Annotated in this window: 15 protein-coding genes and 2 riboswitches; of the genes, 3 read left to right on the top strand and 12 right to left on the bottom strand. The window is 61.6% G+C overall.

Annotated elements, in window-relative coordinates; all coding sequences use genetic code 11:
• Positions 1–135: riboswitch (SAM riboswitch) on the bottom strand.
• Between the two features lie 151 nt (positions 136–286).
• The gene (locus tag DCC27_RS07875) at positions 287–1,843 is read right to left on the bottom strand and encodes a Cys-Gln thioester bond-forming surface protein (RefSeq protein ID WP_117328645.1); all 1,557 of its coding nucleotides are present in this window, start codon (positions 1,841–1,843) and stop codon (positions 287–289) included.
• A gap of 296 nt (positions 1,844–2,139) precedes the next feature.
• Between DCC27_RS07875 and DCC27_RS07870 the strand changes: the two genes are divergently transcribed.
• Positions 2,140–3,429, top strand: a complete 1,290-nt coding sequence (locus DCC27_RS07870; RefSeq protein ID WP_246840065.1) for an acyl-CoA dehydrogenase — start codon at positions 2,140–2,142, stop codon at positions 3,427–3,429.
• 97 nt (positions 3,430–3,526) lie between these two features.
• Positions 3,527–3,624: riboswitch (SAM riboswitch) on the top strand.
• 12 nt (positions 3,625–3,636) lie between these two features.
• Positions 3,637–5,046 (top strand): LLM class flavin-dependent oxidoreductase, encoded by a 1,410-nt coding sequence (locus DCC27_RS07865; protein WP_110110646.1) that lies wholly within the window; start codon positions 3,637–3,639, stop codon positions 5,044–5,046.
• Positions 5,047–5,140: 94 nt separating this feature from the next.
• Here DCC27_RS07865 and DCC27_RS07860 read toward each other — a convergent pair whose 3' ends face one another.
• The 11 genes from DCC27_RS07860 to DCC27_RS07810 form a co-directional block, all read right to left on the bottom strand.
• Positions 5,141–6,928 (bottom strand): BCCT family transporter, encoded by a 1,788-nt coding sequence (locus DCC27_RS07860; RefSeq protein WP_110110647.1) that lies wholly within the window; start codon positions 6,926–6,928, stop codon positions 5,141–5,143.
• Between the two features lie 348 nt (positions 6,929–7,276).
• On the bottom strand, positions 7,277–7,660 hold the full coding sequence (locus tag DCC27_RS07855) for a YtxH domain-containing protein (protein WP_110099158.1): 384 nt from the start codon (positions 7,658–7,660) through the stop codon (positions 7,277–7,279).
• 109 nt (positions 7,661–7,769) lie between these two features.
• Positions 7,770–9,617 carry a thiamine pyrophosphate-binding protein gene (locus DCC27_RS07850; RefSeq protein WP_110101335.1) on the bottom strand — a complete coding sequence of 616 codons (1,848 nt, stop codon included), beginning with the start codon at positions 9,615–9,617 and terminating at the stop codon, positions 7,770–7,772.
• Positions 9,614–10,504 (bottom strand): cyclase family protein, encoded by an 891-nt coding sequence (locus tag DCC27_RS07845; protein ID WP_110101336.1) that lies wholly within the window; start codon positions 10,502–10,504, stop codon positions 9,614–9,616. Before DCC27_RS07845 ends, DCC27_RS07850 begins: the two co-directional genes overlap by 4 nt.
• A gap of 112 nt (positions 10,505–10,616) precedes the next feature.
• Complete coding sequence (locus tag DCC27_RS07840) at positions 10,617–11,645, bottom strand: MsnO8 family LLM class oxidoreductase (protein WP_158278509.1); 1,029 nt, start codon at positions 11,643–11,645, stop codon at positions 10,617–10,619.
• Between the two features lie 9 nt (positions 11,646–11,654).
• The gene (locus DCC27_RS07835; protein WP_233242937.1) at positions 11,655–14,444 is read right to left on the bottom strand and encodes an HAD-IC family P-type ATPase; all 2,790 of its coding nucleotides are present in this window, start codon (positions 14,442–14,444) and stop codon (positions 11,655–11,657) included.
• A gap of 272 nt (positions 14,445–14,716) precedes the next feature.
• On the bottom strand, positions 14,717–17,860 hold the full coding sequence (locus DCC27_RS07830; protein WP_110101337.1) for an efflux RND transporter permease subunit: 3,144 nt from the start codon (positions 17,858–17,860) through the stop codon (positions 14,717–14,719).
• Between the two features lie 3 nt (positions 17,861–17,863).
• Complete coding sequence (locus DCC27_RS07825) at positions 17,864–18,283, bottom strand: hypothetical protein (protein ID WP_110101338.1); 420 nt, start codon at positions 18,281–18,283, stop codon at positions 17,864–17,866.
• Positions 18,284–19,017: 734 nt separating this feature from the next.
• Positions 19,018–20,694, bottom strand: a complete 1,677-nt coding sequence (locus tag DCC27_RS07820) for a sodium:solute symporter family protein (RefSeq protein ID WP_110099163.1) — start codon at positions 20,692–20,694, stop codon at positions 19,018–19,020.
• Positions 20,691–21,029: a DUF4212 domain-containing protein gene (locus tag DCC27_RS07815; protein WP_110099164.1), complete on the bottom strand. Its 339-nt coding sequence runs from the start codon at positions 21,027–21,029 to the stop codon at positions 20,691–20,693. Before DCC27_RS07815 ends, DCC27_RS07820 begins: the two co-directional genes overlap by 4 nt.
• Before the next feature lie 183 nt (positions 21,030–21,212).
• A complete protein-coding gene (locus DCC27_RS07810; RefSeq protein WP_117328644.1) occupies positions 21,213–22,523 on the bottom strand; it encodes an ISL3 family transposase in 1,311 nt (436 codons plus the stop codon).
• Positions 22,524–22,690: 167 nt separating this feature from the next.
• On the opposite strand from DCC27_RS07810, the gene DCC27_RS07805 reads away from it, so the two are divergent.
• Positions 22,691–23,236, top strand: a complete 546-nt coding sequence (locus DCC27_RS07805; RefSeq protein ID WP_199445899.1) for a hypothetical protein — start codon at positions 22,691–22,693, stop codon at positions 23,234–23,236.
• The last annotated feature ends 83 nt before the right edge of the window (positions 23,237–23,319 follow it).

Here is a 23,319-nt window from a genome sequence, read left to right as displayed (position 1 = left end):
TCTCCATCGTTCCTGGCGTTAGCACCCTGCTGATTCACGTCAATGTGCCAGTCGAAGCAACAGACAATTGTGTCTAACGTGTCGGGGTTGCTGCGGTGTCAAAGAGCCAGATCTCTCAACCGCTCTGGATGGTTACGTGCTTATCTAATCTTTTCGTTTCTCCGCTTGTCAAAATCGGGTGTCATAAAAGACCCCGAGCAAACGCGGTCTGGGATCTCATCGTGGTGAAACCGCGTTCGTCGGGGTCTTGATCGGGGAGTTCAAAGCTCGGGAAATTCCAGAGCGTTTAGGCGTCGTCTCGGTGACGCCACCGCACCAGCAGGATGCCCACCAGCAACACGATCGCGCCACCCACGCCAGCCCAGAGCAACGAGGAGGTACTGCCGGTCTTGGCCAGTTCATCGTCAGCTACCTGGGGGTTGTGTTCACCGTTGTTGCTGTCTGACTCGGCCCGGTCGGTGTCATCCACCTCTGCCGGGGCATTGACCGGCTTGGCGACGTCCGGGGTCGCGGGGCTAGATTCGGTGTCTACGGGCTCTTCACTGGTCTGGGTAGGGGATACTTCCGGTTCGTGTGGGGGGGTTTCTGCGGGGGTTGGGGGCTGCTGGGGCGTGGCTTCGGGCGACGTCTCAGAGTCTGCCGGCTCCTCGGCTGGGGAACTGGACGCTTCGGCCGGCTGAGTCTCGGTCCGGAAACTCAGCTCCACCTGGTCTTCGTGCCCGTGTTGCCGGGCGGTGACGAGCAAGATCGCCTGAGAGCGACGGTGTGACTCGGGGTGTACCGGCAGAGTGACGAACCGGTGTTGGGAGACGTGGGATTGTTCCAGTGTCCAAGTCACGGTGTCTTCGTCAGGAGAATCCGCAGTGTGCGCTAGGTAAATCTCGTCGCCGTGCGCCACGCGTTGTAGGTCGACCGGTTCGCCGTCTTCATCGGTGTAGGTGTACTCCAGGCCGGAGTCTGACTCAGCCGACAGGGCCAGATGGCCTGATGCGGCGTCGATGGTCACCGGCCCCAGCAAGGTCGGGTTTGACGGATCACGGTCGGCAGGAATGAGAAACTCTTCGGCGTCCACCTGCAGGCTCCCCGGGGCCGCCGCGGTGCTCTGATGCGCCTGAAGATCAAGCCCCGAGGCCTCTTCGATGAGATAGTCGTAGACTGCCCGCACGTGATCCACCGAGTTCTCACCGAGATCGGCGCTACGGTTTGAGGCCGAGACGGTCTTGTCCTCCAGCGTGATCTCGTCGGTATAGTGCCAGATTGCCGCCTGGGTGGCAGCGATGGCCTCGTCGCTGGTCAACTGGCTGACCCCGGGTACTTTGGCCGCCAGCTCCTCCAGTTCCAGGGCCGGGTAGGAATTCTGCACGATCCACCCCACCCGCAAAGAGGTGGAGGCATCCCGCGTTTGTTCCGGGCCTGGGGAGGTTTTGGCGAAATCGTCCCACCGATCTACGGTGCCGATAGAATCGATCAAGGTCGCTTGCGAGATCTCCAAACAGTAGGCCGGAATTGTCTCGCCGTTGATCTCAACCTGGAACAGGCCGGTGGCCACCGTCCGGGGGTTGCTCCCGTCGGCCTCAGTGGTGTGCACGCGGTAGCCGGGTTCACCGTGGCCGGTCAGTGTGGTGGAATCACCCACATCAAAGTCCGGGACCGAATGCCATGAGGCCGTCTCGTGTGAGCCGGTATCCCGCCAGACGCCGGTGAATCGTGTCTGCGTGATCTGGTGGTCGGTGACAGTGGCGTGGGCGAGATCCGGGGAAGCGGTCATCGCCACGGCCACACCCAGCGTGGCCCCGGTGGTCAGCAACCGGGTAGGAATCAGAGGTGTTGAGCGTGCGTTCACAGCGAATTTCCCTTCAGCAGAGGTGTATCGGACGGTGTTTACGTTAGGAGCCGGTGGGGTACCCCGGGCCGGGACCAAACCAATCTGTGGATACAGCCCGCGCTGTGGATGAGGCTTCGCATGGATCGAGCCCGATATGCTATGCGAGCCCTGATGCAGCCGATCGGCAGGTCACGTCGCTGATTGGCGCCTGAGCGATCATCGGTTACAGTGGATGCATCAATCGTTCAGAGCGCCCGAGAAACCTCGCTCGTTGACGCCGCAGTAATCGCCTGTTCTTTCGGGAGCGGGCGCTCATGCCAACAATGATGGAGGCATTACCGGCTGTGAGTTACGCACATTTTTCCCGTCAGTTTCGGCAGCTCTTTGACGAGATCGGCCGTGGTGATCGCGCGCGAGAAGCCGGTCGACATCTTCCGATCATTCCGCTCGAGCAGTTGCGCGACGCCGGGCTCGGGGCCATTACGGTGCCCCGACAGGATCCGCAGCAACCGGTCGCAAGCTTCGAGACGGTGCTACGCCTGATGATGGATCTCGCCACCGAAGATGTGAACGTCGCCCATATGTGGCGATCGCATGTGGTGTTTATTGAGTATTTGCGCGCGGTGACCACCTCGTCCGAGATGCAGCAGTGGTGGCATCGGATTGACCAGGGCGAGTGGGGCGGTTCGGCGTTGTCAGCCACGATGGATCAGGTCTCCCAGCCCACCACAGTCAGCGCCGATGAGGTGGGCAACCTCACCGTGTCGGGCACCAAGTACTACTCCACGGGCACGCTGGCCTCGACCTGGACGATGGTGGGCGTGGATCGTGACCATGATTTGGCGCTGAAACGAGCCCGTCAGCGACGCCGTCATGGCGAATCGGGGGTGCGCGTTGAGGATTGTCTGTCCGCGGTGGCCGTGGTTGCGGTGAAACAGCCCCGCGTGCGAGTCCGTGATGACTGGGACGGATTTGGGCAACGGCTGACTGCGACCGGATCGCTGATCATGAAAGACGCTTTGGCCGAGGCGGTCTATGACCGGCCGGGTGATTCCCGGCGGGGTATTCTCAACGTGATGCTTGAGGTCACGTTGCTGGCCCTGCAGGCCGGTATTGCCCGGGCGGCGTTGCGCGATGGGATGGCCGCGTTGCAACAGCGCACCCGCGTGTTCAACACCTCGACCGGGTCCACCCCGCGCGAAGACGATCAACTGTTGGGGATTGTGGGAGAACTCTCCGCCAAATCAGCGCTGTGTGAGCAAGCGGTGCGCGCGATCGGTGCGCAACTGGATGAGGCCGTGGTAGCCCAAGAGGCCACCGACGCTGGTCGTCAAGAGGCTCAGCCCGGTTCCGGGTGGATCGAGACGTTGGTGGCCTCCCAGCGGGCAGCGATTACGGTCCCGTCATTGGCGTTGGAGGTCTGCACCGGTATTTTTGACGTGCTCGGGGCCTCGGCGACCTCCACCGGTTTGGCCCTGGACCGGCACTGGCGCAACGCCCGGACCTTGGCCACCCATGATCCATCGGTATTCAAGGCCAGGATGGTCGGTGACTGGGAAGTCAACGGAACCGTGCCCAGCACCTATCTGGCGCAGAACCGATAGCCCCAGCAGCACGCCCCGGTAGCAACCGGTCTCCACTCGCACGGCGGTTTGCCTCACCCACATTCTGTCGAAAAGCCCCAGGTCAGGTGATGGTCTCGTCCCATCCAGAGTGGCTGAGAGACTTGGCTCGTTGACGCCGCAGCAACCCGTGATCCACGGTCCGTGCCCGGGTGCTAATGCCAAGACCGATGGAAGGAGTATCTTTCGATGTCGACCACCCCTGAAACCGGCCAGAACGGTGAGCGCGAGATTTTCTTCAACGCTTTCGACATGAATTGCGTGGTGCACCAGTCCCCGGGGCTGTGGCGCCACCCGGAGGATCACGCCCGGGAATACAACACGATCGGCTACTGGACCAAGCTGGCCCAGATCTTGGAAAAGGGCCTGTTCGATGGGCTATTTATTGCCGATGTGCTCGGTCCCTACGACGTCTTTGAGGACTCACCCCGGGCAGCGCTGAATTCCGGGGCCCAAGTGCCGGTCAACAACCCGTTCTTGCTGGTCTCGGCGATGGCCGCGGTGACCGAGAACCTCTCCTTTGGGGTCACCGCCGGTACCGCCTATGAGCACCCCTACCCCTTCGCTCGGCGACTGGCGACCTTGGATCATCTCACCGACGGCCGGATCGGGTGGAACGTGGTCACCGGGTATCTGCCCTCCGCGGCCCGCAATATGGGCAATGTCGATCAGATGGAACACGACGAGCGCTACGATCACGCCGATGAGTACATGGACGTGGTCTATAAGTTACTCAATGACTCCTGGGAGCTCGATGCGGTGGTCGAGGATCGTGGCACCGGGGTGTTCACCGATCCGACCAAGGTGCATAATATCAACCACCAGGGTCGGTACTTCTCCGTTCCCGGCACCGCGGTCACCGAGCCCTCCCCGCAACGGGTGCCATTGATTTTCCAGGCTGGTGCCTCCACCCGAGGTCGGGCGTTTGCCGGTAAGCACGCTGAAGCCTCCTTCATTAACTCGCCCACCCCACAGCTGATGAGCGCGACTGTGGAAAAGCTACGCCAGGCGGCAGTGGATGCCGGCCGTGACCCCTATGATCTGCGGATCTTCGCGATGCTGACGGTGATCACCGCAGCCACCGATGACGAGGCCCAGGCGAAGTTTGAAGACTACGCCAGCTACGCCGATGTGGAAGGCGCCCTGGTGCTGATGTCAGGCTGGATGGGCTTGGACCTGTCCACGTTCGATCTGGACGAGCCGCTGGGTGAGGTGGAATCAAACGCGATCCAGTCCACGGTGGAGACCTTCAAGCAGGCGTCGGGAGATGACGGGGAGTGGACCGTGCGCAAAATGGCCGAATGGGTCGGTGTGGGCGGCTTCGGCCCGGTCATCGTCGGCTCCGGCGAGACCGTGGCCCGGAAGATGATCCAGTGGCAGGATGAGACCGATATCGACGGGTTCAATTTAGCCTATGCGGTCACCCCAGGCACCTTCGAGGACATCGTCGAGTACGTGGTGCCACAGCTGCAGAAGCTGGGGCGGTACAAGACCGGCTACGCTCCGGGCACGTTGCGTCAGAAGCTGTTTGGTCAGGGCGATCACCTCAATGAACGCCACCACGGTTCCCAGTTCACGCCGGGATCTTTGCAGCGCTAGGACCGCCAGACAGCAAACCGGCAGGGCCTCTCCCGCTGAGGGAGAAACCCTGCCGGTTTTCTCATGCCGTGTGGGACTCAGCGAGCCCCGGCCCTTACTGGTTGCGGTCCTTCTTGGGCACCTTGGGTAGCGGGGCCGAGCTAGTGCGGGCAGCCAGGGTACCGTGCTTGGCCCTGGGCTCGATCGTTTCCAGATCCAGGTACGGATCGCGCATGACCGGAGCCGGTTCTTCGGCCTCGGGCTCGACGACCACATCATCGGTGTTGAAGTCATCGTCGGCGTCACGACGGGCGTATTCCTCCGGTGGCAGGACTTTCTTCCACTCGCGAGTCCGGATCTGGGGCAACTCACCGGCGTCCTCACGCAGGGCGCGGTAGAGCGCGTACATCTGGAAGTAGCCCATCACGAAGAATGGCAGACCGACCAAGATAATGGTCTGTTCCAGTGCAGTCAGACCGCCCTCAGCGGAGAAGACCAGCAGGGTGGCGGTGATCAGACCGATGGCCACCGCCCAGAAGATGCGCTGGCCCAGCGGGTTGTAGTCCTCGTGACCGTTGGCCATGGTGTCGGTGACCAGTGCGGCCGAGTCGACCGAGGTAATGAAGAAGATCACCACGAGGATGATGGCCAGGATCGACATCGGGTAGGACCACGGGTGGTGTTCCAGGAAGGCGAAGAGCGCGCCGGGGATGTCTCCCTCGTCGACCACGCGCTCGACCAGCCCACCGTCGCCATTGAGCTCGATATCGAAGGAACCGTAGCCGAAGATACCGAACCACAGGATGGAGAAGGCCGATGGAATAGCCAGCACACCGAGCACGAACTGACGCACGGTGCGACCCTTGGAAATGCGGGCGATAAAGATTCCGACGAACGGCGACCAGGTGATGGTCCAGGCCCAGTAGAACACGGTCCAGGTGTTCTGCCAGCCGGTATCAGCGAAGGTGTCGTTCCACAGCGCCATTTCGGGCAGGTGGTGCAGGTAGCTTCCCAGGGACTCGAAGGTACCGCGCAACATGAACAGGGTCGAACCGGTGATGAGCACGAAGATCAGCAGACCGATGGCCATCACGATGTTGATGTTGGAGAGCACTTTAATGCCCTTATCCAGCCCCAGCGACACCGAGAGCAGAGCCACACCGGTGACCACACCGATAATGATCAGCTGCCAGCCAGCCGAGTTCGGCACACCGAAGAGCTGACCCAGACCACCGTTGATCTGCAGGGTACCCAGACCGATGGAAACCGCAACACCGAAGACGGTACCAACGATGGCCACCACGTCGATGAACTTACCGATCGGACCGTGGATTCTTTCACCCAGAATGGGCTGGAAGATCGAGGACACCCGCGGGGGCAGGTTGCGTTTGTGAATGAAGTAGGCGAAGCACAGTGCCGGCAGGGTGAAGATGGTCCAGGTGTGCAACGTGAAGTGATAGAAGGTGAAGTTCATCGCCTCCGCGGCGGCCTCGTCGGTACCTGCCTCAATGCCCAGCGAGGGGCCGCGTGGCGGATCACCGAAGTGGCTGACCGGTTCGGCCACACCCCAGAACATCAGAATCGAACCGATACCGGCCGCGAACAGCATCGCGAACCAGGCTAGACCGGAGTGCTCGGGCTTTTCGTCATTGGGGCCGAGCTTGACGCGACCGAACCGGCCAAGCGCGATGTAGATCAAGAACCCCAGGAAGACGGTCACACCTAGGACGTAGAACCAACCCAGGTTGGTCAGCAACCAATCGGAGGCGGTGGAGACTGCCCCGCCCAGTGGCTCGGTGAAGGCGATGGTGGCAATCACGAACAGAATGATGATCCCGGCGGAGGAAAAGAAAATCACCGGGGATGTTTTCAACTTTAACGCGTCGTGCAATTTGGTCAACATCGGTGCCTAAGCACTCCTGACAAGGTTGAGTAGATGATGAACCGAGCCATCGGCCACGACCCAAGGGCGGGTATTCGTCGTCTCAGGCACGTTCAGGCCCTGGTTTTCAGGGCTGAGCTATACGATACAGAAGTAGGTGTTAAATGCAAGTGAATTAGGTGATATTGATGGTGACTCATAGATGAACAACGGCGTGACGGAGCCGTTATGACGACGTAACACGGGAGGTCTCAGGTTCTGGTGTGCTGTTGCTCTCGAGCATCACAACCGAGCCCGAACCCCCGCTCATTGAGGGATCCAGGCCCGGATATGACGGTGTATGACACGGCGGGTGAACGCCGGTGGTCATCATGAGTTGGCGTGTGCACCGCCGGACGGCTTGGTGGTCTTGGAGGTGGAGTTCGACGTCGAGTTGGACGTGGTGTCGGAATCAGCGGATGTGCCGGTGTTCTCGGACTGGGCGGTCTCGGAGGTGTAACCGGTGGAGCTGTCGACGATGCCGGCGGCGGTTTCAGCAGCGTCGCCCAGAGCCGGAGACTTTTCCTTGACCACACTGGTCACCTTGGAGGTCACATCGTGTACCTGTTGCTGGGTCTTGGGGTCGGTCCAGAATTCCTGGGCCTGGCGGGCGATCTCCTCGGCCTGCTTGCGCCCCTCGCGGGAGCCCAAAAAGTACCCGGCGGCAGCACCGGCACCGAAGGTCAAGATGTTACGAAAGCTGAAAAGACCCATGTCATTCTCCTTTTTCTTCACCCGAGGTGGGGGTGATACGAAATGGTGGACACCCGATTTTCAAGCGAGGGTGCTCTCACTTCGATTCTTCCCTACGGCTGTAGCAAGGTCAATGTTCGACGTCTTCCCAGGACACGCAGGACCGAACTTGGTGCCTCAAGGCCTGCTCGAGCCACCAAGCGCCACCATCCGAGGCGATCTTGGCATCCACGATCAGCGGGGTGCCGGTCAGGCGACCGTGCTCATCGGCGCTCACGGCGGTCTCGAGCCAATCGGTGACCTGGCTGAGGTCCTCGGCGACACGCACGGTGATCCCCCGGGCCCCGTAACCGATAGCGATCCGGGCGAAGTCGGTGTCGGGGAAGGTCACCGCGTTCCGGGCAGTATCTTGCCCCGGTTGCAGGCCGAAGTGATGGAGCTCGGCCCCATAGGCGGCATCGTTATAGATGATCACGACCGCTGGGATGCGCAACCGAACCAGGGTCTCCAGTTCGGAGATGCCCATGGCGAATCCGCCATCGCCGGTGCCGAGGACCGGCATGCGGGTCGGTTCGGCGAAGGCAGCACCGACCAGCGTGCCCAGTCCCAGCCCGATGGACTGAAAGGCCTGGGTGAAACAGAATCCGCGCACGTCCGGAACGCGCAGATAGGCCACCGGGTAGCCCATGAAGTTTCCCGAATCGGTGGTCACCACGCGCTGTTCGGGCAACAGCCGGTTGAGTTTGGTAGAGAGCACGCGGGGGTCAATACGGTCCTCGGTGCTCAGATCGCCACCGGCAAGGGGGACCTCGTTGAAGTATTTTGCCGAGAGCTTGGTACGCACGTGATCGGTGCGGTACCCGGTCACCGACGGTGTCTCGGAATGTTCCGCAGCGTCATGGTGTAGGCGAGTTAGCTCGGCGTTGACGGCCTCCGCCACCGCAGCGGAATCAGCCACCAGGGTTTGGGAGACCTCTCGGAATTTCCCGATCGCCCACGGGGAATGGTCCACCTGGATCAGGGTGGCCTCGTCGTTAATCAGCTCCCCGTGGCGGGTGGTCCAGTCGTTCAGGGCACAACCAAAGGACAGCACCAGATCGGCCTGGGAGATGAGCTCGGCGGTCACCGGAGAGGAGAATCCACCGGAGATGCCCAGGTTCCACGGGTGTCCCTCGAAGAGTCCGTTGGCCACCGCGGAGGTGGTCAGCAGTGCCCCGGCGGTTTCGGCCAGAGCGATGATCTCGGTGCGGGCGTGCAACGCGCCCCGACCAGCCAGTACCACCGGGCGCTGGGCGTGAAATAAGGATTTGGCTGCTCGGGTCACCTGGGAAAGTTGCGGGATGGTGCCGGTGCGCGGGCCCCGGTGGGGGACTTGACGTTCGGCGGTGACCGGTTGGGTCTGCAGATCGATCGGTAAGTTCAGCACCACGGTATGACGTCGGGCGAGATGTTGGAAGACCTCGTCAAGTACTGTCGCCACTTCATTGGGGTCACTGATGCGTAGCGGGGTGGCACCCACGGCTTCCACCAGGCTGAACTGGTCGATCTTGAAATTCGAGCCCACCGACTCCTGGGGTGTTTCAGCGGTGAGCACCAGCATGCCGGTGCCGGATTTGGCGGCTTCGGTCAGTCCGGTCAGGGTATTGGTCAGCCCGCACCCTTGGTGGACGCTGACCGCAGCGAACCCGGTGGGGTTCAGCTCGGGACGGACCTGTCGGGTTTCGGGGGAATCGAGGCTGGCCAATCGGGTGTAGGCGTCGGCCATCGACGCGGCTGCTCCCTCGTGGCGGGCTGCGGTGAACTCGATCCCGGCGGCGATCAGCTGGTTGGTGAGATGAAAGTTCCCCGAGCCGACCACACCGAAGACGTGGGTCAGGCCGTGCTCGGCTAAGATCTCGGCCACACGTTGGACCAGAGTCGGCTGGGCGGGTGAGTCGTGCGGGGCGGGTTGGGGTTGTTGAGCTGGTTGTTCGGTCATCGGCGATCACCGTCTGAGCTGGAAGGACTGGCGGGGCTGGAAGGATAAGACGGGCTGGCGGGGTGCTGGCCGGCCACGGCACCGGGGCGTTCAACGATCGCGAAGACGCGCGCCGGGGCGGCGGTGCCGTTTTTGATCGGCAATGGGGCGACGACGATCAACGCGCCGGTGGGTGGTAGCTGATCGAGGTTTTGGAGGGAGGTGACCCCATATTTATCGGCCCCGAGCAGATAGTGGTGCACCGGGAAGGCCGGCTCGAATCCGGCAGCCAGGCCGGCATCGATGCCGACGGTTTCAACTCCGAAACCGGAGACCTCCTCACGCTGGGAGAGCCATTCGGCGGCTGCGGGCGACACCCCGGGGGTGTGGGGGCCATGCTGGTCAGCGTTGAGGGATTTTTCGGGATCGCGGGCGTAGGCATCCCAGCCGGTGCGTAGTAACACCCAGCAGTTTGGCGGTAAGGGGCCGTAGGTGCGCTCCCATTGCTGAACGTCGGCAATCTCCAAGCACCAGTCGGCATCAGCCCGCGCCTCGGCGACGAAATCGAGGACCACGGCCGGACCAATCAGTCGGGTTGGGGCCAGCTCGTGGATGTGCTTGCCATCGCGACCGGTGATCCAGTGGGCGGGGGCATCGACGTGAGTGCCCACGTGTTCACCCATCCGGAAATTATGATGCGCCCACAACGGGGCCCGCTCATCGAAGGCGGCCACCGGCTCGAGGGAGAAGTCGTGCAAATTGATGTAGGGGGCGGGCAGGCGCAACACCGCAATATCGGCTGAGAGCTCGTTGGTGAGATCGATGATCTCCACCGTGCCTGTTGCCTGGGCCCGCACCAGGGCGTCGATCAGTGAGCCCTGGACCGGGGGTCGTTGGGAGTCGTTCACAACTTGACCCTACTACGGCTGACGTGAGTGTGTCAGGACCTGTCAGGGTTGTGCCGGTCCACGGTGGTGCGCCAACAGTCGCGCACGCCTCAGGCAGCCGGCCGACAGAGCCTCAACCCCACGCGGCGATGAGTTGTTTGTCGACGGCGAGCCGGTCGGCGGGGTCGAAGATGCCACCGGTGACTAGCACCTCATCGGCCTCGTAAAATTCGGCCAGCTCACGCACCCGGGCGGCCACGGTCTCGGGGGTGCCGGCCAGGCCTTGAGCGAGGTGCTCATCGGTGTGCGCACGTTCGCGGGCGGTGGCGTGATCCAGGGCGTGGCGGACCTCGGTGGGATCGTCCAAGGGTGGGAAGGCGCCCACGTTCCGGGAGCGGGCCATCGCCCAGGCCTCGGAGAGCAACAGGTCGTGGGCGTGGGCTTCCGTCTCGGCTACTGCCACGTTGAGGGATAAGATCACCCGGGGTTGCTGGTCGCGGTGCGGATCGGGGACAAACTCATCCCGATAGGCGGCCAGTTCGTCGCGGTGGGCTACGGAGAACTGGGGGAGGGCCGGTCCGCCGATCACCACACCGGCCCCCACCTCGGCAGCGGTGGCCACCGAACGCTTTGAGGCGAGCACAAACAACGGGGTGGTTGCCTCATTCGGTGGTTGCAGGGTGATCTCAGCAGTCCCGTTCAACAAAGCGATGATCTCGCGCAGTTGCTCAGGAAAATGGTAGCGGTCGGCATGTTGTTGGTGGAGTGCGCGACGGATTGGGGCCGTGAAGCCGACCGACGAGCCCAGCCCGATATCGATCCGGGAGGAGAACAGGGCCTCCAGGGTGCTGATGTACTCGGCGGCCACGAGGGGCTGATGGCTAGGAGTCATGATCCCACCGGAGCCGATCCGGATGGTCTGGGTAGCTTGGGCGATGGCGGCCATCAACACGGCGGGGGTGGATCCGGCGATGCCGGGGACCGCGTGGTGTTCGGCGACCCAAAACCGGTGGTACCCCAGGGTTTCGGCGTGTTGGGCGCGGGTGATGACGTCATGCAGGACCGCACCGGGCGAGGATCCGGTCCGCGTATTGGCCCGATCCAGGATGGACAGGGGCAGGGATGTCTGCCTCGGTGGGGATATTGGCTCTGCACAGGTCATCTCTCTAGCCTATCCCGCCGGGAGTGCTTCGGGCTGATGCGTGCACAACCAGCGGTTGTGCACTCGGTAGACCAGTTCGAGCCCGAGCGATCCGGCAACCGCAATCCCGATTGAGGCCAGCAGGATCGGGGTGGGGGGCAGGATGAACTGGTGGTACCACTGCGAGAAGGGCACGGCGACCACCAGCACGAGGCCGGCGTACATGATCGCCAGGATCCCGATCTTCTGCCAATTCAGCGGACGGGAGATGACATTTAGTAGCCACAATCCGGTCAGGGTCAAGGTGATCATGGTGGCGGTTTGGAGTTGTTCCATGGTCAACGCAGCACCGGCGACGTGCTCTGCGGCGGCGACGTACCCATCCCAAGAGGCCGGGGAGCCCAGCGCGTCGAGGGGGTCGTCGAAGAAGGGGAGCTCGCCGGCGAAGGATCTGGCATAGCACCGGCCTACCAGGTTGATCGCCACCAGTGCGAGGACGATGACCGCCCCGGAGGGGATGGCGAAACGCAGTGCGCGGTGGAGAAAACCGGGCACATAGCGACGCGGGTTGGGCATCAGGGCCAGAAGGAAGGACGCGATGCCGATGAACAGTGCGTCGGCGGTGGAGGCTTGGCGGGGCAGGAGCGGGTATTGCCAGAACAGCAGAGAGAAGATCAGCACGAAGCCGAATGCGTAGGCGGTTTTGGCCAAGAACAGATGCGCTAGGCGCTCGACGTTGGCGATAACTTTGCGACCCTCGGCCAGTACTGAGGGGAGGCGGTCGAATTTTGAATCCAGTAGCACCATCCGGGAGACGGCCTTGGTGGCCGGGGCAGCGTTGCCCATAGCGATCCCCAAATCTGCGGACTTCAGCGCCAGGGCGTCATTGATGCCATCTCCGGTCATGGCCACCGTGTGACCGGAGGCGCGCAGGGCCTCGACCATGCGTTTCTTCTGGTCCGGGGAGACGCGGCCGAAGACGGAATATTCGTCCATGATGCCGGCCAGTTCGGCGTCATTTTCGGGTAAATTGCGGGCGTCGAAGGCGAGGCTGGGGGCCGTACTCTGGGTGCGCTCGCTAGCTGGGGCGTCGTGCTCCCAGCCCACGGCACGGGCCACGGCTGCCACGGTGTGGGGAGAGTCCCCGGAGATGACCTTGAGCTGTACGCCTTGGGAACGGAAATAGTTCAGGGTCTCTGCGGCGTCTTCACGCACGTTCTCTCCGAAGGTCAGCACCAGCTCGGGTACTAAGCGATCGGGCAGGTCAGCGCTGTCACCGAACCAGGGGTGCTCGGCGGTAGCATGAGCAGCACCGGCGTGGGCTCGGGCCAGCACCATGGTGCGCAGACCGTTGGTGGCCAGGGCGGTGGTGTGTTGCTGAATGACCGGTGCCAGCGTGGGATCCAGCTGGGAAATCAGGGCCTCCGGGGCGCCCAGAAACCAGCCACCGGTCACCTCGTCTGCTGCCGGGCCCCCGGTAGTGGGGGTGCCGAAGCCAAAGGCTGACCAGCGCCGTTCGGAGGCGAAGACCACGTGATCGGTCAGTGGCTGATCGGGTTGCTGGGTGAAGTGTTCCCGCAACGCGATCGCGGTGGGGTTGGCGTTGGGGTCGGCGCCAATGGTGGCCAGTACCTGTTGCCAGGCGGGTGGCTGGGCCGTGGAGTCAGTGGCCGATGTGGTTGGGGTCCTCAGCGTGGTGAGATCACCGCTCGTCGGGTCGATCCGGTAGGCGGCGTCGAACAGGATGCCACCTTCGGTCAGAGTGCCGGTTTTATCCAGACAGACCGTGTCGACACGGGCTAAGATTTCCACGGCGGGTTGTTCTTGGATCAACACTTTTTTGCCGGTGAGCGACAGTGCGGCCATAGCGAAGCTGATCGTGGTCATCAGGGCCAGGCCCTGCGGGATCATGGTGGTAATACCGGCGATGGTCGAGATCAGCGGGGTCTCCAGACTGCCGTGGCCTAAGACCTGGTCCCATCCGCCCACGGCCATCACCTGGCCGAAAAGGGTGATGGCGATCAGCGGGATGAGTGAGACCGTGATCCAGCCGGCGACTTTTTCCAGCCCGGCGCGTAGCTCGGAGTGCACGGTGGTGAATTCGCGGGCTTTCAAGGTGAGCTGGGCGGCGTGGGAATCGTGCCCCACCCCGGTGATACGCATCAGGGCGGTTCCGGAGACAACCGAGGTGGCTGACAGCACGGTGTGCTGGACTTTTTTCGCCACCGGGTCGGCTTCACCGGTGACCAGAGATTCATCGACCTCAAAATCCTGGGAGGAGATCACCACCCCGTCGGCCGGGACTTGATCGCCACGACGCAGCACCACGACATCGTCGAGCACCGCGTCCGTGAGGCCGATCGAGGTGGGGGTACCGTGGCGCATCACCACAATGTCGTCCTGATTCAGCAACGCGATGCGATCGAGTTTCTTTTTCGCCGAGTACTCCTGGATCACGCCGATGATCACGTTGGACAGCGCGGCCAAGGAGAACAACAGGTCCAGCCAGCGGCCTAAAAGGATAATGCCCAGCGCGCAGAGTCCAATCACCAGATTGAACATGGTGAATAAGTGGGTGGACAGGATCGCCCACAGCGTGCGGGAGGTGCCCGCAGGTTGGGTATTGATCAGCCCGCGGTCGATGCGGGCCTGTACCTGCTCGCCCGTGAGGCCCTGGGTGCCGGTGACCAGGCCGGGGTCGTTGACATCGCGCTCGCGGAGGAATTTTGCGCGAGCGTCGGGGGATGGGTCAACCTCGGTGGAGGGTTGAGAGCGTTTCCGGATCTTGCGGGTACGCTGGCTACTCTCCGGGTCAGTCACCGTGGTGTTCCTCCCTGGGCTGTGTGATGTGGTCTGGGGATGGGCCGGGTGTCGGTCCGGGCCTTACTTTAGCCGGTGTGGGGTGTGGGTGGGGTCCTCCTGGAGGATGATGTCGCTCATCGAGACTCACAGTAAGTTTCCAGCTGGTTCCCGGCCAGCTTTCATCGCGGCTTCTTAGACTAGATAGTGCCTCTTCAAGGTGTGAGTGATGAGAATAGGTGCATGGCCCCGGTCGCAGTCAGCGGCCGGGGCCATGTGCTGTTTCGGGTCAGTCACTGCTGGTGGTCACTGCTGGCGTGCTCGCCGCGGCGGTAGGTTCCGCCACGTTCGGTCAGCGAGTACAGTACCGGCACAATGATCAGCGTGACCACGGTGGAGAACGCCAGCCCGCCGATCACCGCGATCGCCATCGGGGCGGAGACGAAACTGGATTGCCCCGACAGACCCAGGGCTGGGGGAATCATCGCGCCGATGGTGGCCGCAGCGGTCATCAGGATCGGACGGATGCGGTGCCCGCCACCGTAGAGTAGGGCGTCGTTGATCGACATCTTCCGATCACGGTACTGGTTCACCAGATCGATCAGCACGATCGCGTTGGTGACCACAATGCCGATCAACATCAGCTGGCCGATCATCGCCGGGGCGCCGATGGGCGTGCCGGTCAGCAACAACGCCAAGATCATCCCGCTGATGCCGAAGGGGATCGACATCAGCAACACCAGTGGTTGGATCAGGGATTTGAACAGCCAGACCAGCACGACATAGATCAGCAAGACCGCGGCGACCATGGCCAGCATCAGCTGGTAGAAGGTGGTGTCAATGTCGCTGGCCAGACCACCGATCTCCGCGGTGACGCCTTCGGGTAGATCGGTGTCGTCCATAACCTGGGTGATCTCGTCGGTCAGAGTACCGATATCGTCGGGGTTGGTCGGAGTGGCCGAAAGGGTCACGGTACGCACCGCATTGGAGGTATTGATTTGTGGGGCGATGGAAATCCGCTCGATGTCGGCCACATCGGTCAGTGGGATCCCGCCTAAATCGAGGTCTTCCAATTCCTGGATGGTGTCAATATCGGCGGCCGGGGTGAGGTGGACGTCCAGATCGGCCCCGTCGATACTGACATTGGCCACCGGATAGTCGGTGGTGTAGGAGGTGATCAGCCCGGTGACCTCGTTCAGGGTCATTCCTGCCTCGGCGGCGGCCTGTGGATCGATGGTGATTGACACCGAGGGCTGGCTACCGGCCAGATCGGAATCGACGCGTTCGACCGAGTCGAGCTGTTCGATCTGATCGACCAGCAGGTCGTTGGCCTGAGTACGGGAATCATCGTCAAGGGATTCCAGCACCACATCGACGGTGGAGGAGCCCAGGATGGATGAGGCATCGGTGAGCTGTATCTCACCGGCCTCAGGATGCTCTTCGCGATAGGCGGTCACGGTCTGCTCGATGGTGGCGGCGGCCTCGGCTTGATCGGCCTCGGGGTCGGTAATCAGCGTGTAGTTCGCGATATTGCTGGCCAGAGCTCCGGTTGTGGCATCGGCGCCAATATCGACCTGGACCACATCGACCACCTCGAGTTGTTGTAGTTGCTCCGAAAGGCCCTCGGTCAGCTCGGTGGTGCGTTGCAGGCTCGTGCCTTCAGGGGCGGTTTGGTCTACGGCGTGCATGTTCATACCTGAGTCGCCGAGCAAGTTGACCTTCAGCAACGGGGTCAGCGCCAGGGAGCCGAGGAAGACCGCGATGGCCAGGGCGACGGTGATCCAGCGGTGTGACAGGGCCAAAGACAGCACGGGGCGGTAGCCGCGGGCCAAGACGCCGGTGGGTTCGTGAATCTCGGGCTGGGTAGCAGTCTTGAGGTCAGCCTCAAGGTCATGATCGAGGTCAGAGTCCTCGTCGGTGCTGGCAGTGTCGGTGGACGTTTTCGGAGCCCGCATAAACCAGTAGGCCAACACCGGCACAATGGTCAGTGCCACCAACACGGAGCCCAACAGCGCCAGCACCACGGTGATCGCAAACGGTCGGAAGAGCTCACCGGCCAGTCCGGAGACGAAGAACACCGGGGCGAAGACCAGCATCGCCACGACGGTGGAGGACACCACCGCGGAGGCGACTTCAGCGGTGGCCCGGTAGATGGTGGCGCGTCGTTGGGCGCGCGTGACCGGTCGCGTGGTTTTCAGGTGGCGGACGATATTTTCGATCACCACAATGGAGTCATCGACCATCCGGCCGATGGTGATCATCAAACCCGCCACCGACATCATATTCAGCGTCGTGTCGGTGATCAGCATGCCGCCGAAGGCAAATAAGACCGACAAGGGGATCGAAAGACCGGAGATGATCGTCGGCCGCACGGCGAAGAGGAACCCGAAGATCACCACCACGGCCAGCGCGAGACCGATCAGGCCTTCTTGGGCCAGCCCAGAGAGGGATTCCTCAATAAAAGGGGCCTGGTCAAAGATGACGGTGAACTGAGTGCCATGGCCGAGCTGTTCTTCAGACTCGTCGAGCACCTGGGTGATCTGGTCGGAAAGCTCGATGAAGTTGGCATCGGCGGCCGGGATGACCAGCAGAGACACACCATCCTGGCCGTTGGTGCGCGAGACGGTGGTGGGCTCAGGCTGTTCAGCCTGCACCTGGGCAAGATCACCGAGCGGGACGGGGTTCTCATCGGTGCTGATCAGTAATTGTTCGAGATCTTCGACGGCGGTGAGCTCATTGCCGATGGCTACGTCCATCTCGCTGCTGGGATCATCTTCGTCGTTGACGGTGCCCCCGGGGAGCACTACCCCGGCGTCTTCCAACGAATCGACGAGCTCGGTGCGTGAGGTACCCGCTGTGGCCATCGCCTCATCATCCGGGGTGATGCGCACTATGCGCTGGTCCCCACCAAACTGTTGGACCGAGGCCACCCCGTCAATCGTTTGCAGATCCGGAATGGTGGCCAACTCGAGATCGGCGATCAGCTCCGCGGAGTCCCGGTCCGAGGACGCAGAAAGCACCATCGCCGGGATATCACCGGTGCCACCGCTCAACACGGTCGTCGTGGTGCCCTCGGGCAACTGATCGTCGAGGTAGTTGGTGATCACTTCCGCCTGCGAGGCTGCCCGATACGTGTCGGTGCCGTATTCCAGCTCGACGGTGACCATGGAGAAGTTGGAGCTGGAGATGGCCGAGGTTTGTTTCAGCCCGTCGAGGGTGCGTAACTCACGCTCGAGCGGTTCGGCCACCAGATCGGCCATCTGCTCTGAGCTGGCGCCGGGATTCACGGCGGAGATGGCGACCGCCGGAAGCTCCACCGGTGGGATCAGCTCGCGTCGCAAGAGAAACATCGACAGGGAGCCCAGTAGCGTGATCACGATCGAGACCAACGCGATAAAGGCGCGGTTTCTCAGCGACAAGCGAGGCAAGAATGACATGGTTTAGCTCTCTTTGTCAGGACCTGGGGCAACAGGCGCCGTGATCTCAACGGCCTCGGTGCTGGCATCAACGACGCCGATCCGGCCTCCGGAAATCCCGCGGGCGGAGATGAGCCCGCGGATCCGGACTTCTTCGGACAACGGGACCGAGACCACTGCGGTGTTGGGACGTTCGGGCCCTGGTCCGGGCTGGGGCGCGGGGTCGTCACCCGAGGGAGTGGGAAGGGTAGCTCGCAATCCCACGTGGTGGGGCGCCGCCATTGACTGCAGGGTAGCTTTGATGGGGCCGGTGCCCACCGCGTCAATCATCAAGGATCGTGATGCGGCGATGACGATCGATTCCAGGGTGGTCGGATCAGTGGGGCCCAGAAGATAAAGGGCCGAACCGTCATGCTCGGGACGTAAGGGAATATCAGTAATCACCAGTGCTCCTCAGAGATGAGCATGAGCGCTCCTCACGGTGCAGAGTCTGCGTGGATCGGACCACACACATGTTACCCGCCCGCGCACGGGGGCGCGAGAATTGTCAGCTGAAGCCTCGGTGTAGCGTGGGTGGCACGACCTTCGGTTTCAGGCCTCATATGGCGGTGGCCTGGCCGAGCCGTGAACAGCGTGTTGCGCGCGATCGACCGCAGAGTTCGGCCCATTCTGTTGCGACGGAGATCTCAAACATGGTGTCGTGACATACGGTGATACCACCAGCTGCTCCTCGCCCGCGGGTTCCTGCTCGTAACGGTCCTCTATCACCGCTTTCACCAAGCATTCCCGAAGTATTCCAGGGGTTGGTTCCGAAGGCGGTAACGCATCGAGCTGGACGACGAGCATTGTTGGGCTTCGTCTGTCGAGGGAGAGTTCGGCCGATGTGAGAACGTCATCAGTGTGGTTGGTGCGTGCCGATGCTCGGGCATACTCCAGCAGGTGTTCAAGAGAAGAGTTGCTACAGCGGCTCGTCATGGATCGGCGCTTCTGAAAGAGAAAGGTGCTCCCGCTGCTGGGTTGCTGGTGAGCGGGAGTGTAGAAGAAGGGCTGCGGAATGCCGAAAATGCGAACGTCAGGCCGAGGTGTGCCAACCCGGAATATAAGGCACCACGACGCTTTCGGAAAACTGGCCCGAGAGCGCCGTGGTGCGAGTGAGGGCGTTGAGGGTTGAGATGTGGCTACCGATTAACGGGAACCTTCTGCTGTTGCTGGGCGGGGTAGCGGATCGACTCCACCATCTCCTGAACTTCCTGGCTGGGAGGTCTGGTGAGTTTTGAGACCACAATGGTAATCAGGAAGTTCAGCAACGCGCCGACGGGCCCGATGCCTTCCGGCGAGATACCCAGGATGGGCTCATTGGCAGGGGTGCCGAATAGCTCCAGGGTGTAGACCATGTAGCCGCCGCTGAAGACCAAACCGGTGAGCATGCCGACCGCTGCACCGATGGCGTTGGCATTCTTCCAGAAGATCCCCAAGATCAGGATCGGGAAGAACGTTGCGGCCGCCAGTCCGAAGGCGAAGGCCACTACCTGGGCCACAAACGCCGGAGGATTCAGTCCGGCAATGATTGCGATGACTACCGCAACTGCCATGGCCAGGCGTCCGACCAACATCTGCCGACTCTCGGAGGCTCTTTCCTTCGAAATCATCCGGTAGTAAATATCGTGGGAGGTCGCCGAGGAGATCACCAACAGCAGGCCAGCTGCCGTGGAAAGCGCTGCCGCCATTCCACCAGCTGCCATCAACCCGACGATGGGGGTGGGAAGGCCTCCAATTTCGGGGGAGGCGAGCACCAAAATGTCGTTGGAGACTACGAGATCCGCCGTTCCGGACACATTCGACACCGAATTAATGTCACCGGTGGTGTTCACCTCAACGAGTCCGGTTTCTTGCCATGGTGTGATCCATCCCGGAAGGCCGTCCTCGTCGGAACCCTGGGCGCCCCGGAGCAGATTGAGCTTGGTAAAGGCGCCCATCGCCGGAGCGGTCAGGTACAACAATGAGATGAAGAACAGTGCCCAGAAGGCGGAGAAGCGAGCGCCACGAACTGTTTTGGTGGTGTAGAACCGGATGATCACGTGTGGCAGACCAGCGGTGCCCAGCATGAGCGAGAGAGTGACTAGAAACACATCCAGCTGGCCCCCCTCACGACCGGCGAATGCATCGGTGAACTCATGCAGACCGAAATCCGTACGGAGCATGTTGAGTTCTTCTAAGATCTGCCCGTAAGTGATCTGGGGGATTGGAAAGTTACCGAGATACTGCGAGATGGCCACCGCGGGGATTAAGTAAGCGATGATGAGTACCACGTACTGCGCCACCTGAGTATAGGTGATGCCTTTCATCCCGCCCAGCACCGCGTAGAAGAAAATCACGGCCGCACAGGCCACCACGGCCCACTGCGGGTCCAGACCGAGGAACCGCGAGAAGACGACACCCCCACCGGTCATCTGACCGACGACGTAGGTGAAGGAAACGATGATGGCGCAGATAGCTGCCACGAGCCGGACCGTGTCGTTGTAGCGTTCGCCCACGAATTCCGGGACAGTGAACTTGCCCCATTTACGCAGGTACGGGGCCAACAACAGGGCTAGCAGAACATAGCCGCCGGTCCACCCCATCAAGTAGACCGACCCATCGGAGCCGAGGAAAGCGATCATGCCCGCCATACCGATGAAGGAAGCCGCTGACATCCAGTCTGCGGCTACCGCTGCACCGTTGGCTATCGTTGGCACCCCACGAGAAGCGACGTAGAATTCCTTGGTCTCTTTAACTCGGGAGCGCCAGGCGATGACGATATAGATACCGAAGGTCAGGATCAGGAAGAAGAATGTCCAGAATTCCAAGGAACTCATGACGAGTGACCTCCCTGCTGAGCGTCGCGCTGGTCAACTTCAGAGACGCCGAACTCTCTATCGAGCCGGTCCATCCACAGCGCGTAGACCAGAATCAGGAGCACGAAGGTGTAGATCGAACCCTGCTGGGCAAACCACATGCCCAAGGGGAATCCAAGAATCACGATGTTATTCAGAGGCTCGATCAACAGAATCCCGAAACCAAATGAAACGGTAAACCAGATGATCAGTAGCACAATCATCAGTCGAAGGTTCTTCTTCCAATAGCGTTGCCGCCAGCCGTTATCCGGAGGCGGAGCGTGTGAAGAAGGGTTTTCTTGTGCCTTGTCAGACATGTGATGCTCCTTTGTCGTCGATCGTGGGCACGGGCCCAGTAGATTCAGGAATGCGGCAAAAACGCTTGAAAGGAGACTACCTGAGTGTGCGCTACGTCACAATAAAAAATAAGAAGAGATCTACTGGTCATCATTGACTGATGGGTCACGTAAGCTTTCCACCCCAGTGCTAGGTTATGGGGCTCATCGTAATTGAGAGTGTAGAACCGGTCTGAAGCCGCCGGACTCGAGCAGACATCTCGCGATGTAGTGCGTGAGGTTGCGGAAGCCGAGTGCTGAGCCCCGTAGGTATTCGAGCCTGCCATTGATCGCTTCGGTAGGCCCGTTCGACGTTCCCGGTCGGGTGAAGAACGCCAGGATATCAGCAGCTCGACGCTTCAGAGTCCGTCCTAACCGCTTGAGTTCGGCCAGTCCTGTCGGCAGATTCGTCGTCAGATCGTCGATGACTGTTTGTAAGAGCTTCTTGCCCTCGTTGCCGTCGTTGGTTCGGTAAGCGCGCACAATGTCTTGATAGACGGCCCAGGTGACTTCGACGGCGGTGAAGTTGGCGTCGGCGAAGAGGTCTACGATCCGCTCCTGCTGTTTGGCCGTGAGCAGATCAGCACCGGTGTGCAGAGTCCTGCGCGCTCGATACAACGGGTCTGTTGCTCGTCCGCGATGCCCGGTGGTTTCCTGCTGAATGCGGCGGCGTACCTCGTCGAGGGCATCACCGGCGAGTTTGACGACGTGGAACGGGTCCATGACTTCGACAGCCTCGGGCAGTTCCTCAACGGAGGCTGTTTTGAAGCCGGAGAATCCGTCCATCGCGACGACGTCGATGCCATCACGCCAGTCTTTCGGTCGGGCTTTCAACCATTGCTTGAACACCTGTTTCGATCGTCCGGGCACCATGTCGAGCAGGCGTGCCGGGCCTGCTTTCTGGCTGATGGGAGTAAGGTCGATGATGACGGTGACGTACTTGTCACCGCGCCTGGTGTGCCGCCAGACGTGTTCGTCGACACCAATGACGCTGACCCCGTCGAACCGGGCCGGGTCGTCGATCAGCAGTCGATGTCCCTGCGCGAGGATCGCGGAGTTCGCGGTGTGCCAGGACACGGCGAGTTTGCGTGCGATCACGGACACGGTGTCGTGGTCGATGACGAGGGCACGCAGCGCCCAGTCGAGGCCGGTTCGCGAGATCTTCGCTCGTGGTGGCGCCGCAGCAGTGGTGTTCTGACGCCATACGCGGCCGCATTCGACGCATTTGTACCGGCGGAGGCGAATGTGAAGCGTGGTGGGCCGGTGGCCGAAGGGTTCGTGGGCGAGGTGGCGGACGACGGTGTCGCGGACGATCCCGTGTCCGCCACACCGTCGGCACCAGTCATCGGCAGTGTTGGGCTGGCATTCCAGAATGGCTTTGTGCCCGGTGATGTGCTGGCCAATGCACGTGAGGTCAAGGGAGTCGAGCCGGCAGAACGTCGTGAGATCAGGAGATGAGAAAGTAAGCTTGGACACGTCGAGGTCTTTCGGATGGACTGTGTAAGAACTTCCATCATCGGAAGACCTCGACGTCTATCCGGGCAGCGCCACGCCGTGTCCTGGAATCACTGATCCACACCCTCAATTACGAAGAGCCGGTTATGGTTGGACACTGTGATATGTGTCACTGTAGAGTGCCGGGTATGAGCACCTCCGCACGAGAACAGACTGCATCGGCTGGCGCCGACGACCAGGGCTTATCTGGGATCGTCGCGCGATTGAAAGCAGGCAAGGCGCACGGGTGGGGAATCTTTCACCTGGGGAGCTGGCCGATGATGCTCGGCGGAATGATGTTCATTATCTCCGCTTTTCTCCCGTGGGTGTCATTGCCCTGGGTGGAGGACCTCACCGGTGAGACGTTCCATCTTCGTGGGACCGACGGCCCAGGGGTTCTCACGTTGGCGGTTGGATGCCTGGCGTTTGCGGGAGCTTTCGTGCCCCGTCGCAAACTGGCTATCGGTCATGCGGCAGGTCCGGGAGGTATCGTTGCGCTTATCGTGATGCTTCAATGCTGGAATATCGTCTCCCACTCGATTCAGCTGAATGCGTGGGGTGCTTTCGTGCCCGGAATGGGCCTGGTACTGGCCGCTGGTGGTGCGGTTCTCCTGATGAAAGCTGGGTGGACTATGTACCGCCACTGGCCACAACGCGATTCAGCGTCTTCACGCGGTTCGATCCGGTCTTCGTGAATCAACCACATGGAGGTGGTGGGTGCTGCCAAAAACTCGGATCGATATCGTCGCCGGAGCACACGAGGGGTCGGTGCGCACTC

Origin of the sequence: Auritidibacter sp. NML130574 (assembly GCF_003185725.2) — a bacterium.
In the GTDB taxonomy this organism is placed as follows: domain Bacteria; phylum Actinomycetota; class Actinomycetes; order Actinomycetales; family Micrococcaceae; genus Auritidibacter; species Auritidibacter ignavus.
The sequence above is the reverse complement of the archived record's forward strand: the minus strand, read 5'-3'. Positions and strand labels throughout refer to the sequence as shown.